The sequence below is a fragment of the Streptomyces palmae genome (assembly GCF_004684805.1).
GTDB lineage: Bacteria > Actinomycetota > Actinomycetes > Streptomycetales > Streptomycetaceae > Streptomyces > Streptomyces palmae.
On sequence record NZ_SRID01000138.1, the window covers coordinates 1 to 16,093 of the forward strand.

At 68.0% G+C, this 16,093-nt stretch carries 11 protein-coding genes and 1 tRNA gene; 10 read left to right on the plus strand and 2 right to left on the minus strand.

Translation table 11 applies throughout. From position 1 onward, the window contains the following. Nucleotides 1-185 precede the first annotated feature (185 nt). Nucleotides 186-1,424 (minus strand): pyridoxal phosphate-dependent aminotransferase, encoded by a 1,239-nt coding sequence (locus E4099_RS16170; RefSeq protein WP_135339770.1) that lies wholly within the window; start codon nucleotides 1,422-1,424, stop codon nucleotides 186-188. 194 nt (nucleotides 1,425-1,618) lie between these two features. Here E4099_RS16170 and E4099_RS16175 point away from each other — a divergent pair. From E4099_RS16175 to E4099_RS16225, 10 genes are all read left to right on the plus strand, one after another. Next, a tRNA-Trp gene (locus E4099_RS16175) sits at nucleotides 1,619-1,691 on the plus strand. 103 nt (nucleotides 1,692-1,794) lie between these two features. Continuing rightward, nucleotides 1,795-2,082 (plus strand): preprotein translocase subunit SecE, encoded by a 288-nt coding sequence (gene secE, locus E4099_RS16180; RefSeq protein ID WP_135339771.1) that lies wholly within the window; start codon nucleotides 1,795-1,797, stop codon nucleotides 2,080-2,082. Nucleotides 2,083-2,162: 80 nt separating this feature from the next. Next, nucleotides 2,163-3,020 carry a transcription termination/antitermination protein NusG gene (nusG, locus tag E4099_RS16185; protein ID WP_135339772.1) on the plus strand — a complete coding sequence of 286 codons (858 nt, stop codon included), beginning with the start codon at nucleotides 2,163-2,165 and terminating at the stop codon, nucleotides 3,018-3,020. Nucleotides 3,021-3,190: 170 nt separating this feature from the next. Beyond that, the gene (gene rplK / locus E4099_RS16190) at nucleotides 3,191-3,625 is read left to right on the plus strand and encodes a 50S ribosomal protein L11 (RefSeq protein ID WP_030412999.1); all 435 of its coding nucleotides are present in this window, start codon (nucleotides 3,191-3,193) and stop codon (nucleotides 3,623-3,625) included. A 130-nt stretch (nucleotides 3,626-3,755) separates the two neighbouring features. Next, complete coding sequence (rplA, locus tag E4099_RS16195) at nucleotides 3,756-4,472, plus strand: 50S ribosomal protein L1 (protein WP_135339773.1); 717 nt, start codon at nucleotides 3,756-3,758, stop codon at nucleotides 4,470-4,472. Nucleotides 4,473-4,684: 212 nt separating this feature from the next. After that, complete coding sequence (locus tag E4099_RS16200) at nucleotides 4,685-5,572, plus strand: SCO4651 family lipoprotein (protein ID WP_167828398.1); 888 nt, start codon at nucleotides 4,685-4,687, stop codon at nucleotides 5,570-5,572. Between the two features lie 341 nt (nucleotides 5,573-5,913). Beyond that, nucleotides 5,914-6,444, plus strand: a complete 531-nt coding sequence (gene rplJ / locus E4099_RS16205) for a 50S ribosomal protein L10 (RefSeq protein WP_135339774.1) — start codon at nucleotides 5,914-5,916, stop codon at nucleotides 6,442-6,444. A 113-nt stretch (nucleotides 6,445-6,557) separates the two neighbouring features. Beyond that, entirely contained in the window at nucleotides 6,558-6,944 is a 387-nt protein-coding gene (rplL, locus tag E4099_RS16210; protein ID WP_135339775.1) for a 50S ribosomal protein L7/L12, read from the plus strand. Nucleotides 6,945-7,453: 509 nt separating this feature from the next. Continuing rightward, complete coding sequence (gene rpoB / locus E4099_RS16220; protein WP_135339776.1) at nucleotides 7,454-10,939, plus strand: DNA-directed RNA polymerase subunit beta; 3,486 nt, start codon at nucleotides 7,454-7,456, stop codon at nucleotides 10,937-10,939. Between the two features lie 127 nt (nucleotides 10,940-11,066). After that, complete coding sequence (locus tag E4099_RS16225) at nucleotides 11,067-14,966, plus strand: DNA-directed RNA polymerase subunit beta' (protein ID WP_135339777.1); 3,900 nt, start codon at nucleotides 11,067-11,069, stop codon at nucleotides 14,964-14,966. A 79-nt stretch (nucleotides 14,967-15,045) separates the two neighbouring features. Here E4099_RS16225 and E4099_RS16230 read toward each other — a convergent pair. Next, the coding region (locus E4099_RS16230) for a M48 family metalloprotease (RefSeq protein WP_342451924.1) at nucleotides 15,046-16,093 on the minus strand (1,048 nt) is incomplete at its 5' end.

Below are 16,093 nucleotides of genomic sequence, written 5' to 3' on the forward strand. Positions count from 1 at the left end.
GGGGATCGGGGATGCGGGGTTCGGTCTCCGGTGGACTGCAACATTCCAAGATCCTGCCGTATTCCCCTTCGCACCGGAAGGGAAACACCCGGATCCGCCCCGGAAGGGAAACACCCGAACGGAGGTACCCGCAGAAAGCGGTGCGGGGCCCCGAAGGGCCCCGCACCGGTGTGTGAGGGCGGACCTCAGTCGCGCGCCTCCGCGAGCAGCTTCTGGATCCGGGAGACACCCTCGACCAGGTCCTCGTCGCCCAGCGCGTAGGAGAGCCGCAGGTAGCCGGGGGTGCCGAAGGCCTCACCCGGGACCACCGCGACCTCGACCTCGTCCAGGATCAGCGCGGCCAGCTCGACCGAGGTCTGCGGGCGCTTGCCGCGGATCTCCTTGCCGAGCAGGGCCTTCACGGACGGGTAGGCGTAGAACGCGCCCTCCGGCTCCGGGCAGACCACGCCGTCGATCTCGTTGAGCATCCGCACGATGGTCTTCCGGCGCCGGTCGAAGGCGGTGCGCATCTCGGCGACCGCGTCCAGGTCGCCGGAGACCGCGGCGAGCGCCGCCCGCTGGGCCACGTTGGAGACGTTGGAGGTGGCGTGCGACTGGAGGTTGGTCGCGGCCTTGATCACGTCCTTGGGGCCGATCACCCAGCCCACCCGCCAGCCGGTCATCGCGTAGGTCTTGGCCACGCCGTTGACCACGATGCACTTGTCACGCAGCTCGGGCACGACCACCGGCAGCGAGTGGAAGGTGGTGTCGCCGTAGACCAGGTGCTCGTAGATCTCGTCGGTCAGCACCCACAGGCCGTGCTCGGCGGCCCAGCGGCCCACCGCCTCGACCTGCTCCCGGGTGTAGACCGCGCCGGTCGGGTTGGACGGGGAGACGAAGAGCAGCACCTTGGTGCGCTCGGTACGGGCCGCCTCCAGCTGCTCCACCGAGACCCGGTAGCCGGTGGTCTCGTCGGCCACCACCTCCACCGGCACACCGCCGGCGAGCCGGATCGACTCGGGGTAGGTGGTCCAGTACGGGGCCGGGACGATGACCTCGTCGCCCGGGTCCAGGATGGCGGCGAACGCCTCGTAGATCGCCTGCTTGCCGCCGTTGGTGACCAGTACCTGGGACGCCTCGACCTGGTAGCCGGAGTCGCGCAGCGTCTTGGCGGCGATCGCCTCCTTGAGCACGGGGAGCCCGCCGGCCGGCGTGTAGCGGTGGTTGGCCGGGTTGCGGCAGGCCTCCACCGCGGCCTCGACGATGTAGCCGGGGGTCGGGAAGTCCGGCTCGCCGGCGCCGAAGCCGATCACCGGCCGGCCGGCGGCCTTGAGGGCCTTCGCCTTGGCGTCGACGGCGAGGGTCGCGGATTCGGAGATGGCACCGACGCGGGCCGATACCCGGCGGTCGGTGGGAAGGGACGACTCAGAGGGGGTAGCGGTCATAGCAGCATCGTTGCAGACGGCTTCGGGGCCCGGCATTCAGGTCGCCGGCAGGTCTCGGCGGAGGCGGAAAACGTTTGGCGTTCGACGCGGGGCCCCGGAACACGTACACTCACTCGTCGTTGGCCTCCCAACACCGCTTCATCCCGTGCACCACGTGCTGCGGGCCGGATGCGGTAGGTTGGGTTCAGCCGCAAAGGGTCGTAGCTCAATTGGTAGAGCACTGGTCTCCAAAACCAGCGGTTGGGGGTTCAAGTCCCTCCGGCCCTGCTACACGCATCACCATCAGGGTGCGTGCACGCGTACTGACAAGAACCGCTGTGCGGCCGGGCCGGACGCGGCACGGCCACGACCCGGATTCAGGTGAGGATGAGTGACGGAAGCCCTTGGCTCCACCGCGACGCCTGAGAGTGGTCGTCCCGAGGATGAGGTGGCGGCCAAGAAGGCCCGTCGCGGTAAGCGTGGAAAGAAGGGCCCGCTGGGCCGTCTGGCGCTGTTCTACCGCCAGGTCGTCGCGGAGCTTCGCAAGGTCGTTTGGCCTACGCGCAATCAGCTGACCACGTACACCACCGTGGTGATCGTTTTTGTTACCTTCATGATCGGTCTCGTTACCGTGATTGACTATGGGTTCAGCCACGCCGTCAAGGCCGTCTTCGGCTGATGCCCGCGCGAGGGTGGCTCCTGGGCGAGCTGCCCCTTTCGCACGTTCCACCCCAATAAAGCCAGGAAGAAGCAGCCACCGTGTCTGACCCGAACCTGAACGACGCCGTCGAGTCCGTCGAGTCCGCTGAGGACGAGCTCGACATCGTTGAGGCGGCGGACTCCGACCAGGCCGAGGCTGCCGAGGCTGAGGCGGGCCGGCCCGCCGAGGAGGCCGCGATCGAGACCGTGGACGAGGAGTCCGCGGACGACGACGAGGCCGCTGAGGACGAGACCGAGGCCGCCGAGGCCGAGGAGCCGGAGGCCGCCGAGGAGCCCGCCGTCGACCCGGTCGAGGCGCTCCGCGAGGAGCTCCGCACGCTCCCCGGCGAGTGGTACGTCATCCACACCTACGCCGGCTACGAGAACCGGGTGAAGACCAACCTGGAGCAGCGCGCCGTCTCGCTGAACGTCGAGGACTACATCTTCCAGGCCGAGGTGCCGCAGGAAGAGGTCGTCCAGATCAAGAACGGCGACCGCCGCACCGTCCGCCAGAACAAGCTCCCCGGCTACGTGCTGGTGCGCATGGACCTGACGAACGAGTCCTGGGGCGTGGTGCGCAACACCCCGGGCGTCACCGGCTTCGTCGGCAACGCGTACGACCCGTACCCGCTGACCCTGGACGAGATCGTCAAGATGCTCGCCCCGGAGGCCGAGGCCAAGGCCGCCAAGGAGGCCGCCGAGGCCGAGGGCCGGCCGGCACCCAGCCGCAAGGTCGAGGTCCAGGTGCTGGACTTCGAGGTGGGTGACTCGGTCACCGTCACCGACGGCCCGTTCGCCACGCTGCAGGCGACCATCAACGAGATCAACGCGGACTCGAAGAAGGTCAAGGGCCTGGTCGAGATCTTCGGCCGGGAGACCCCGGTCGAGCTGAGCTTCGACCAGATCCAGAAGAACTGACCGCGTACCGGAGTTTCCGTCCAGGTCAGGAAGCGTGAACGAGGGGCGCGAGCCCCTCGGGAGCCCTTCCTGACCTGCTCGGTTTCAGGCCGCGCCCCAATACCCGTTATCGTGGTGCGGTATGCCTGCTCGCAGGCAAAGAACCTCTCACTAGGACCCGGAGAGAGCACATGCCTCCCAAGAAGAAGAAGGTCACGGGGCTTATCAAGCTCCAGATCCAGGCCGGTGCCGCGAACCCGGCTCCGCCGGTCGGCCCGGCGCTGGGTCAGCACGGCGTCAACATCATGGAGTTCTGCAAGGCCTACAACGCCGCGACCGAGTCGCAGCGTGGCATGGTCGTGCCGGTGGAGATCACGGTCTACGAAGACCGCTCCTTCACCTTCGTGACCAAGACTCCGCCGGCCGCGAAGCTGATCCTCAAGGCCGCGGGTGTGGAGAAGGGCTCCGGCGAGCCGCACAAGACCAAGGTCGCCAAGATCACCCGCGACCAGGTCCGCGACATCGCCACCACCAAGATGCCCGACCTGAACGCCAACGACCTGGACGCCGCCGAGAAGATCATCGCCGGCACCGCCCGCTCCATGGGCATCACGGTCGAGGGCTGAACACCCCCGTTTGACCACGCGGCGCGAGCCGCATGATCGACAACGTGTGGCAGGGCCTCGCGCGGCCCGGACCACAACTCCATACCCGCCACGCGGCGAAGCCGCATGGTGTAACCAGCAGGAGCAAGAAGTGAAGCGCAGCAAGACTCTCCGCGCTGCGGACGCCAAGATCGACCGGGAGCGCCTGTACGCCCCGCTCGAGGCCGTCCGTATCGCCAAGGAGACCTCCTCGACCAAGTTCGACGGCACCGTCGAGGTCGCCTTCCGCCTGGGTGTCGACCCGCGCAAGGCCGACCAGATGGTCCGTGGCACCGTGAACCTTCCGCACGGCACCGGTAAGACCGCCCGGGTCCTGGTCTTCGCGACCGGTGACCGTGCTGCGGCCGCGGAGGCCGCGGGTGCCGACATCGTCGGCTCCGACGAACTGATCGACGAGGTCGCGAAGGGCCGTCTGGACTTCGACGCCGTCGTCGCCACCCCGGACCTGATGGGCAAGGTCGGCCGCCTGGGCCGCGTGCTCGGTCCGCGTGGTCTGATGCCGAACCCGAAGACCGGCACCGTCACCCCGGACGTCGCCAAGGCCGTCACCGAGATCAAGGGCGGCAAGATCGAGTTCCGCGTCGACAAGCACTCGAACCTGCACTTCATCATCGGCAAGGTCTCCTTCGACGAGGCCAAGCTGGTGGAGAACTACGGTGCGGCGCTGGAGGAGATCCTGCGTCTGAAGCCGTCCGCCGCCAAAGGCCGCTACATCAAGAAGGCGACCATCACCACCACGATGGGCCCCGGCATCCCGGTCGACTCCAACCGCACCCGCAACCTGCTCGTCGAGGACGAGACCGTCTGATCCAGGCGGAGCGGCGGGCGCACCACCTCGGCTGACGCCGGGGGAGCGCCACTGTGCACAGCGCCGGGCCGGGCACCTCACCCGAGGTGCCCGGCCCGGCGTTTCGTCTTGCTTGCTTTGTCCGGTGCTTGTAACAGGCGGCCTGCCCTGTCGGTGCCCTCCGCTACGCTCATCCCGCACATGTCCACGGAGAGTGAAGCAGAGGGGGCCTCATGCGTGCGTCACGCGGAGGAGTCCGTATCGCGGCGATGGTCGGCGGCATAGCGCTGACATTCGGTCTCGCCGCCTGTGGCAGCGAGAAGAGCGACGGCGACAGCGTCAAGGACGCGGGCACGCCGAAGGCGGGCGGGGCCCCGGCGGGCGGCGCCATCGCGGCCCTCCAGCTGGCCTCCAAGGCCACCGGGGAGCAGCACTCGGCCAAGGTCGAGGGCACCAACAAGATGGGCCCGGGCACCTCCACCATGGCCGGTGAGATGGACTGGGCCAACGGCATGCGGGCGAACATGAAGGTCACCCAGAGTGGTGGCCCGGTGGCCGGCTCTCCGCTGGAGGGCAAGGCGACGCCCGTCCGGTACACCCCGGACGCGATGTACATGAACCTCGGCGGCGCCACCGGCACCCCCGGCCCGGGCGGCAAGCACTGGGTGAAGTACGACTGGGACACCCTGGCCCAGAAGGCCGGCCCGGCCGGTGCCTTCCTCAAGGACCAGATGCAGAACAACAACCCGGCCCGGTCGGTGCAGCTGGTGCTCGCCACCGGCCAGGTCAAGGCGGTCGGCAAGGAGTCGGTGCGCGGGGTGCAGGCCACCCACTACTCCGGCACGGTCAACGTGGCGGACCTGGCCAAGCTCCAGTCCAAGGACCTGTCCCAGAAGGACCTGTCCGACCTCCAGAAGCAGCTCAAGGCCTCCGGCACCGAGACCGAGACCATCGATCTGTGGATCGACGAGAAGGACCTGCTGGTCAAGAAGCGGGAGTACGGCAAGAACAACAACGGCGGCTTCGACTCCACCGTGTACTACTCCGACTACGGGGTGAACGTCACCGTCGAGGAGCCGCCCGCCTCGGACACCGTGGGCTTCGAGGAGCTCGGTCAGTAGCGGACCGGGCCGGATCTCTGACCGTCCCGGATCGGCACCTGGTGGGCTGCCCGGCCCGCCCGGGTGCCGATTTGCCTGCCCCGGGACCCTTCGCGTACTCTCCTCGAGAAGCCAAAGACCGCTGGTCGTTGCCGTGCCTCCATGAGGAGCTCGGCGGCCGAAGGATCCGCTACGCGGACGACCTGCGCAGGTGACAGTGGAGACACTCCCGCGCTCGGACCCCTCAAGGGGACTCTTCGCGGTCGAGTAACGCCCCGTGTGCCTGCGCCGGGGCGTTTCGTTTTGCCCAAACCCTTCCGGCGCTACGCGGTCCGCAATCACCCGGAAGGAGGCCGAGGCTCATGGCGAGGCCTGACAAGTCCGCCGCGGTTGCCGAGCTGACGGACAAGTTCCGCAGCTCCAACGCCGCCGTGCTGACCGAGTACCGCGGTCTCACCGTGGCGCAGCTCAAGACGCTGCGCCGTTCGCTCGGTGAGAACGCCCAGTACGCCGTGGTGAAGAACACGCTGACCAAGATTGCGGCCAACGAGGCCGGGATCACGCTGGACGACCAGCTCTTCGCTGGTCCGACGGCCGTCGCCTTCGTCACCGGTGACCCGGTGGAGTCGGCGAAGGGTCTCCGTGACTTCGCCAAGGACAACCCGAATCTCATCATCAAGGGCGGTGTCCTTGACGGCAAGGCGCTGTCCGCCGATGAGATCAAGAAGCTTGCGGACCTCGAGTCCCGCGAGGTTCTGCTCAGCAAGCTGGCCGGTGCCTTCAAGGGCAAGCAGTCCCAGGCTGCCTCGCTCTTCCAGGCGCTGCCGACGAAGCTCGTCCGCACTGTGGACGCGCTCCGCGCCAAGCAGGCCGAGCAGGGCGGTGCCGAGTAATTCGGCTCGCTTTCTGATCCTCGCCGCCTGAGCGCGGCCGGGATCGCAGCGGGCCGACGCCCGCCTCACCCAGTACATCCGGCACCCGCCGATCGAGTGGAAGGACCGCCATCATGGCGAAGCTCACCCAGGACGAGCTGCTTGCCCAGTTCGAGGAGATGACCCTCATCGAGCTCTCCGAGTTCGTGAAGGCCTTCGAGGAGAAGTTCGACGTCACCGCCGCCGCCGCCGCGCCGGTCGTCGTCGCCGGTGGTGCCGCTGGTGGCGCCGCCGAGGCCGTCGAGGAGAAGGACGAGTTCGACGTCATCCTCACCGGCGCCGGCGAGAAGAAGATCCAGGTCATCAAGGTCGTGCGTGAGCTGACCTCGCTGGGCCTGAAGGAGGCCAAGGACCTGGTGGACGGCACCCCGAAGCCGGTCCTGGAGAAGGTCAACAAGGAGGCCGCCGACAAGGCGAAGGAGGCCCTGGAGGGCGCCGGCGCTTCGGTCGAGGTCAAGTGACCTTGTTGAGTCTCTGACTCTTCTGTACGAAGGGCGATCACCCGCATGGGTGGTCGCCCTTCGTCGTTCCCGCCACGGCGGCGTTGCCTTCACCGCTTCGCCAGGTAGGGTGATCTTCGTTGCCCGGCGCCGCACCCGGGAGGGTCTCGCGGTAGTGGGGGCCTTGACGTACGGCACGCGGCGCGCAATTCTCAGGACGCGACGACACACCGATCCGGACTCCGAGGCATGGATCGGCCGTGGAGCGGGCAGTATGGGGATGCACCGTCCGGAGGAAGAAGAGGTGGGAGCAGCGCACCGGTCTTGGAAGACCCTGCCCTGGACATCAGTGAGCCGAGTGGCTACACTGACCCTTTGCGCTGCCTGTTAGCTGCCCTCTGCCCGTCACCAGGGGCATGCCCACCGGCGAACATCGTCGATAGAGACCCTCTGACCAGGGCTTTCCATCGGTGGTGGCAGGTGGGACCGGTACGCGCGTAGTGAGTCCGAGCCCTCGGAAGGACCCCCTCTTGGCCGCCTCGCGCAACGCCTCGACTGCCAATACGAACAACGGCGCCAGCACCGCCCCGCTGCGCATCTCCTTTGCGAAGATCAAGGAACCGCTCGAGGTTCCGAACCTCCTTGCGCTGCAGACCGAGAGCTTCGATTGGCTGCTCGGCAATGCCGCCTGGAAGGCTCGCGTCGAGGCTGCGCTGGACAGTGGTCAGGACGTCCCGACCAAGTCCGGTCTGGAGGAGATCTTCGAGGAGATCTCCCCGATCGAGGACTTCTCCGGGTCGATGTCGCTGACCTTCCGCGACCACCGCTTCGAGCCGCCGAAGAACTCCATCGACGAGTGCAAGGAGCGCGACTTCACCTACGCCGCGCCGCTCTTCGTCACCGCCGAGTTCACCAACAACGAGACCGGTGAGATCAAGTCCCAGACGGTCTTCATGGGCGACTTCCCGCTCATGACCCCCAAGGGCACCTTCTGCATCAACGGCACCGAGCGTGTCGTGGTGTCGCAGCTGGTCCGTTCGCCCGGCGTGTACTTCGACAGCCAGATCGACAAGACCTCCGACAAGGACATCTTCACCGCCAAGATCATCCCGTCCCGGGGTGCCTGGCTGGAGATGGAGGTCGACAAGCGCGACATGGTCGGTGTCCGCATCGACCGCAAGCGCAAGCAGTCCGTCACCGTGCTGCTCAAGGCGCTCGGCTGGACCACCGAGCAGATCCTCGAGGAGTTCGGCGAGTACGAGTCGATGCGCGCCACCCTGGAGAAGGACCACACCCAGGGCCAGGACGACGCGCTGCTCGACATCTACCGCAAGCTGCGTCCGGGCGAGCCGCCGACGCGTGAGGCCGCGCAGACGCTGCTGGAGAACCTCTACTTCAACCCCAAGCGCTACGACCTGGCCAAGGTCGGCCGCTACAAGGTCAACAAGAAGCTGGGCGCGGACGCCCCGCTGGACGCCGGTGTGCTCACCACCGACGACGTGATCGCCACCATCAAGTACCTGGTCAAGCTGCACGCCGGCGAGACCGAGACGATGGGCGAGAACGGCACCTCCATCGTGGTCGAGACCGATGACATCGACCACTTCGGCAACCGCCGCCTGCGCAACGTCGGCGAGCTGATCCAGAACCAGGTCCGCACCGGTCTGGCGCGCATGGAGCGCGTGGTCCGTGAGCGCATGACCACCCAGGACGTCGAGGCGATCACGCCGCAGACCCTGATCAACATCCGGCCGGTCGTCGCCTCCATCAAGGAGTTCTTCGGCACCAGCCAGCTGTCCCAGTTCATGGACCAGACCAACCCGCTGTCGGGCCTGACCCACAAGCGCCGCCTGTCGGCGCTGGGCCCCGGTGGTCTCTCCCGTGAGCGGGCCGGCTTCGAGGTCCGTGACGTGCACCCCTCGCACTACGGCCGGATGTGCCCGATCGAGACGCCGGAAGGCCCGAACATCGGTCTGATCGGTTCGCTCGCCTCCTACGGCCGGGTCAACGCCTTCGGTTTCGTGGAGACCCCGTACCGCAAGGTCGACGAGAGCGGTCTGGTGACCGAGGAGGTGCACTTCCTCACCGCCGATGAGGAGGACCGCTTCGTCATCGCCCAGGCCAACGCCCCGCTGACCGAGGACAACCGGTTCGAGGAGGCCCGCGTCCTGGTCCGCCGCCGTGGTGGCGAGATCGACTACGTGGCCCCGGCCGACGTGGACTACATGGACGTCTCGCCGCGCCAGATGGTGTCGGTCGCGACCGCCATGATCCCGTTCCTCGAGCACGACGACGCCAACCGCGCGCTCATGGGATCGAACATGATGCGCCAGGCGGTGCCGCTGATCAAGGCCGAGGCGCCGCTGGTCGGCACCGGCATGGAGTACCGCTGCGCGGTGGACGCCGGCGACGTCATCAAGGCCGAGAAGGACGGTGTCGTCCAGGAGGTCTCCGCCGACTACGTGACGGTGGCCAACGACGACGGCACGTACACCACCTACCGGGTGGCCAAGTTCTCCCGCTCCAACCAGGGCACCTCCTTCAACCAGAAGGTCGTCGTGGACGAGGGTGCGCGGGTCATCGCCGGCCAGGTGCTGGCCGACGGCCCGTCCACCGACGAGGGCGAGATGGCGCTCGGCAAGAACCTCCTGGTGGCGTTCATGCCGTGGGAGGGCCACAACTACGAGGACGCCATCATCCTCAGCCAGCGCCTGGTGCAGGACGACGTCCTCTCCTCGATCCACATCGAGGAGCACGAGGTCGACGCCCGTGACACCAAGCTCGGCCCCGAGGAGATCACCCGGGACATCCCGAACGTCTCCGAGGAGGTCCTGGCCGACCTCGACGAGCGCGGCATCATCCGCATCGGTGCCGAGGTCGTCGCCGGCGACATCCTGGTCGGCAAGGTCACCCCGAAGGGTGAGACCGAGCTGACCCCGGAGGAGCGCCTGCTGCGCGCGATCTTCGGCGAGAAGGCCCGTGAGGTCCGTGACACCTCGCTGAAGGTCCCGCACGGTGAGATCGGCAAGGTCATCGGCGTCCGGGTCTTCGACCGCGAGGAGGGCGACGAGCTGCCGCCGGGCGTGAACCAGCTGGTCCGCGTCTACGTCGCGCAGAAGCGCAAGATCACCGACGGTGACAAGCTCGCCGGCCGCCACGGCAACAAGGGTGTCATCTCCAAGATCCTGCCGGTCGAGGACATGCCGTTCCTGGAGGACGGCACCCCGGTCGACATCATCCTCAACCCGCTCGGTGTGCCGTCCCGAATGAACCCGGGACAGGTGCTCGAGATCCACCTCGGCTGGCTGGCCTCCCGGGGCTGGAAGGTCGAGGGCAACGAGGAGTGGATGCAGCGGCTGAAGGCGATCGGCGCCGACGAGGTCGCGCCGGGCACCAACGTCGCCACCCCGGTCTTCGACGGTGCGCGCGAGGACGAGATCGCCGGTCTCTTCGAGGCCACGATCCCCAACCGCGACGGCGACCGGCTGGTGCTGCCCTCCGGTAAGGCCCGGCTCTTCGACGGCCGCTCCGGCGAGCCGTTCCCGGACCCGATCTCGGTCGGCTACATGTACATCCTCAAGCTGCACCACCTGGTGGACGACAAGCTGCACGCCCGGTCCACCGGCCCGTACTCGATGATCACCCAGCAGCCGCTGGGTGGTAAGGCTCAGTTCGGTGGCCAGCGCTTCGGTGAGATGGAGGTGTGGGCGCTGGAGGCTTACGGCGCCGCGTACGCCCTCCAGGAGCTGCTGACCATCAAGTCCGACGACGTCACCGGCCGCGTGAAGGTCTACGAGGCCATCGTCAAGGGCGAGAACATCCCCGAGCCCGGCATCCCCGAGTCCTTCAAGGTGCTCATCAAGGAGATGCAGTCCCTGTGCCTCAACGTGGAGGTGCTGTCCAGTGACGGTATGTCCATCGAGATGCGTGACACCGACGAGGACGTCTTCCGCGCCGCGGAGGAGCTCGGTATCGACCTGTCCCGGCGCGAGCCGAGCAGCGTCGAAGAGGTCTGACGGGTCTGACCGGGGGCTCCGCCCGAGCCCCCGGCTCCGCCCATGGCCCCCACGGCATGGGCGGGACCCCCATCCGGACCCCCAGACCACGATGACGAATCGACCCTGAAAGAGGGATTGACGAACAGTGCTCGACGTCAACTTCTTCGACGAGCTGCGGATCGGCCTGGCGACCGCGGACGACATCCGAACCTGGTCCCACGGCGAGGTCAAGAAGCCGGAGACCATCAACTACCGCACCCTGAAGCCGGAAAAGGACGGGCTCTTCTGCGAGAAGATCTTCGGCCCCACCCGGGACTGGGAGTGCTACTGCGGTAAGTACAAGCGTGTCCGCTTCAAGGGCATCATCTGCGAGCGCTGCGGCGTCGAGGTCACTCGCGCCAAGGTGCGCCGTGAGCGGATGGGCCACATCGAGCTGGCCGCTCCCGTGACCCACATCTGGTACTTCAAGGGCGTCCCGTCGCGCCTGGGCTACCTGCTCGACCTGGCCCCGAAGGACCTCGAGAAGGTCATCTACTTCGCCGCCTACATGATCACCTGGGTGGACGACGAGCGCCGTCAGCGCGACCTGCCCTCGCTGGAGGCCCACGTCTCCGTCGAGCGCCAGCAGATCGAGCAGCGCCGCGACGCCGACCTGGAGGCCCGCGCCAAGAAGCTCGAGTCCGACCTGGCCGAGCTGGAGGCCGAGGGCGCCAAGGCGGATGTCCGCCGCAAGGTGCGCGAGGGCGCCGAGCGCGAGATGAAGCAGCTGCGCGACCGCGCCCAGCGCGAGATCGACCGCCTCGACGAGGTGTGGAACCGGTTCAAGAACCTCAAGGTCCAGGACCTGGAGGGCGACGAGCTGCTCTACCGCGAGCTGCGCGACCGCTTCGGCACCTACTTCATGGGCGGCATGGGCGCCGCGGCGCTGCAGAAGCGCCTGGAGTCCTTCGACCTGAACGAAGAGGCCGAGCGTCTCCGCGAGATCATCCGCACCGGCAAGGGCCAGAAGAAGACCCGTGCGCTCAAGCGCCTCAAGGTCGTCTCCGCCTTCCTGCAGACCCGCAACAGCCCCAACGGCATGGTGCTGGACTGCATCCCGGTGATCCCGCCGGACCTGCGTCCGATGGTGCAGCTGGACGGTGGCCGCTTCGCGACCTCCGACCTGAACGACCTGTACCGCCGCGTCATCAACCGCAACAACCGCCTCAAGCGTCTCCTTGACCTCGGTGCCCCCGAGATCATCGTGAACAACGAGAAGCGGATGCTGCAGGAGGCCGTCGACGCGCTGTTCGACAATGGCCGCCGCGGCCGTCCGGTCACCGGTCCGGGCAACCGCCCGCTGAAGTCCCTGAGCGACATGCTCAAGGGCAAGCAGGGTCGTTTCCGTCAGAACCTGCTGGGCAAGCGCGTCGACTACTCGGCCCGTTCCGTGATCGTCGTCGGCCCGCAGCTCAAGCTGCACCAGTGCGGTCTGCCCAAGGCCATGGCGCTGGAGCTGTTCAAGCCGTTCGTGATGAAGCGCCTGGTCGACCTGAACCACGCGCAGAACATCAAGTCGGCCAAGCGCATGGTCGAGCGCGGTCGCACCGTGGTGTACGACGTCCTCGAAGAGGTCATCGCCGAGCACCCGGTGCTGCTGAACCGTGCGCCCACCCTGCACCGTCTGGGCATCCAGGCCTTCGAGCCCCAGCTGGTCGAGGGCAAGGCCATCCAGATTCACCCGCTCGTGTGCACCGCGTTCAACGCGGACTTCGACGGTGACCAGATGGCCGTGCACCTGCCGCTGTCCGCGGAGGCCCAGGCCGAGGCCCGCATCCTGATGCTGTCCTCGAACAACATCCTCAAGCCGGCCGACGGCCGGCCGGTGACCATGCCGACCCAGGACATGGTGCTGGGCCTGTTCTTCCTCACCACCGACGAGGAGGAGCGCGAGGTCCGCGGCGAGGGCCGCTCCTTCGGCTCGGTCGCCGAGGCGATCATGGCCTTCGACGCCCGCGAGCTCTCGCTCCAGGCCAAGGTGGACATCCGCTTCCCGGTGGGCACCGTCCCGCCGCGCGGCTGGACCCCGCCGGTCGCCGAGGAGGGCGAGCCGCAGTGGCAGCAGGGTGACAGCTTCCGGCTGCGCACCACGCTGGGCCGCGCGCTCTTCAACGAGCTGCTGCCCGAGGACTACCCGTTCGTCGACTACTCGGTGGGCAAGAAGCAGCTCTCCGAGATCGTCAACGACCTCGCCGAGCGCTACCCCAAGGTCATCGTCGCGGCGACCCTGGACAACCTGAAGGCGTCCGGTTTCCACTGGGCCACCCGTTCCGGTGTCACCGTCGCGATCTCCGACGTCGTCGTCCCCGAGGCCAAGAAGGCCATCATCGCGGGCTACGAGGCGCAGGACGAGAAGGTCCAGAAGCAGTACGAGCGCGGTCTGATCACCAAGGACGAGCGCACGCAGGAGCTCATCGGCATCTGGACCAAGGCGACCAACGAGGTCGCCGAGGCGATGAACGAGAACTTCCCCAAGACCAACCCCATCTTCATGATGGTGAACTCGGGTGCCCGAGGAAACATGATGCAGATGCGGCAGATCGCGGGTATGCGTGGTCTGGTGTCGAACGCGAAGAACGAGACCATCCCGCGTCCGATCAAGGCGTCCTTCCGCGAGGGCCTGACCGTGCTGGAGTACTTCATCTCCACCCACGGTGCCCGTAAGGGTCTGGCCGACACCGCCCTGCGTACCGCCGACTCGGGTTACCTGACCCGTCGTCTGGTGGACGTCTCGCAGGACGTGATCATCCGCGAGGAGGACTGCGGCACCGAGCGCGGTCTCAAGCTCGCCATCGCCTCCCGCGGTGCGGACGGCGTGCTGCGCAAGACGGAGGACGTCGAGACCAGCGTGTACGCGCGCTGCCTCGCCGAGGACATCGTCCTGGACGGCAAGGTGCTGGCCCCGGCCGGTACCGACCTGGGCGACGTGCTCATCGACGAGCTGGTCCGCCACGGTGTGGAGACCGTCAAGACCCGCTCGGTCCTCACCTGCGAGTCCGCCGTCGGCACCTGCGCCATGTGCTACGGCCGCTCGCTGGCCACCGGCAAGCTGGTGGACATCGGTGAGGCGGTCGGCATCATCGCCGCCCAGTCCATCGGTGAGCCCGGTACCCAGCTGACGATGCGTACCTTCCACACCGGTGGTGTGGCCGGTGACGACATCACCCAGGGTCTGCCGCGTGTCGTCGAGCTCTTCGAGGCCCGTACGCCCAAGGGTGTCGCCCCGATCTCGGAGGCGGCCGGCCGCGTCCGGATCGAGGAGACCGAGAAGACCAAGAAGATCGTCATCACCCCGGACGACGGCTCCGACGAGACCTCCTACGGTGTCTCGAAGCGTGCCCGTCTGCTGGTGGGCGAGGGCGACCACGTCGAGGTCGGCCAGGCGCTGACGGTGGGTGCCACCAACCCGCACGACGTGCTGCGCATCCTCGGCCAGCGCGCGGTCCAGGTGCACCTGGTCGGCGAGGTCCAGAAGGTCTACAACTCGCAGGGTGTGTCGATCCACGACAAGCACATCGAGATCATCATCCGGCAGATGCTGCGCCGCGTGACGATCATCGAGTCCGGCGACGCGGAGCTGCTGCCGGGCGAGCTGGTGGAGCGTTCGCGCTTCGAGTCGGAGAACCGTCGTGTGGTCACCGAGGGCGGTCACCCCGCCTCCGGCCGTCCGCAGCTGATGGGTATCACCAAGGCCTCGCTGGCCACCGAGTCGTGGCTGTCCGCGGCGTCCTTCCAGGAGACCACCCGGGTGCTCACCGACGCGGCGATCAACGCCAAGTCGGACTCCCTGATCGGCCTCAAGGAGAACGTCATCATCGGTAAGCTCATCCCGGCCGGTACGGGCCTGTCCCGCTACCGCAACATCCGGGTGGAGCCGACCGAGGAGGCCAAGGCCGCGATGTACTCGGCCGTCGGTTACGACGACATCGACTACTCGCCGTTCGGCACCGGCTCCGGCCAGGCGGTCCCGCTGGAGGACTACGACTACGGTCCGTACAACCAGTGAGTCTGTGACGAGCTGAACGAAGGGCGGTCTCTCCCCGTGAGAGGCCGCCCTTCGGCGTTTCCCGGACCCGTGCGCGGGGTCAGCGCCGCGGCTGGAGGTAGGGCTGGAGCCGCTGCAGCCGGGTGGGGAAGTCGGGGTGGGTGGCGAGCAGCCGGGCCAGCGGGCCGGGCTCGGCCAGCGGCTTGCCCATGGCCGCGGCCTGGTGGCGGGCCTGGAGCTGGGTGGTGTGCATGGCGTACAGCACCTCCGCCAGCTTCGGCGCGAAGCCGAGCGCCGCGGCGTGCTGGTCGGCGCGCAGCTCGGCGCGGCGCCCGAGGGCGGCCATCAGATAGGGGATGGCGAGCAGGACCAGCGGCAGCCCGTACAGCACGGAGACGGTCAGGAAGGTCACGATGCCCAGGGCGCACACCAGGGCGGCCCCGACCGCCCAGGAGAAGTAGCCGGCGACGGTGATCGCGAAGGCCAGCACTGTCCGTATCACCCGCCAGGCCGCCCGGCCGGGCAGCGAGTACCAGTACCGCATCAGGGACGCCCAGGTGTGCCCGCCGGTGTGGTGGGCCAGTTCGTGGGCGAGTACGGCGGCCAGCTGGGTGCTGGTCAGCTGCTCCAGGGCGAACCGGGTGACCGCCACGATGTGCCCGGCCGCGGCGTACGCGTTGAGGTCCTGGGTGTCCTGGATCCACAGCTGGTACTGCCGGCCGTCGACGCCGGAGCGCGCCGTCACCTCGCGCCAGACGGGGTCGAGGCGGTCGCGCTCATGGGGCAGGGGACGGTGCAGCCGCAGCAGGTAGCGGGCGAGGAAGTCCTCGGTGGGGCGGTGGAAGACGAGGGCGCCGGAGAGTACCCAGGCGATCGGTGGGACCCAGTAGGGGAGGCCGAGCCAGGCCTCCAGGAGCAGGCCGAGGAGGCCCACCACCAGCAGGCTCAGCAGGAAGCCGGGGAGGAGCAGCGCCAGGGTGCCCAGTGCGGTGGCGTCCGCGCCGCGCTGGTGGGCGGTGAAGTGCACCCGGTTGCCCGGCGCGTTCCGGTAGTCCAGGTCGTCGGCGGCGAACCGGGGCGGCGGGACGGCCCGCAGACCCGGGGGCGCGTCCGGCGGGAAGGGCTGCCGCGGCTGCTTGGGGTACGGG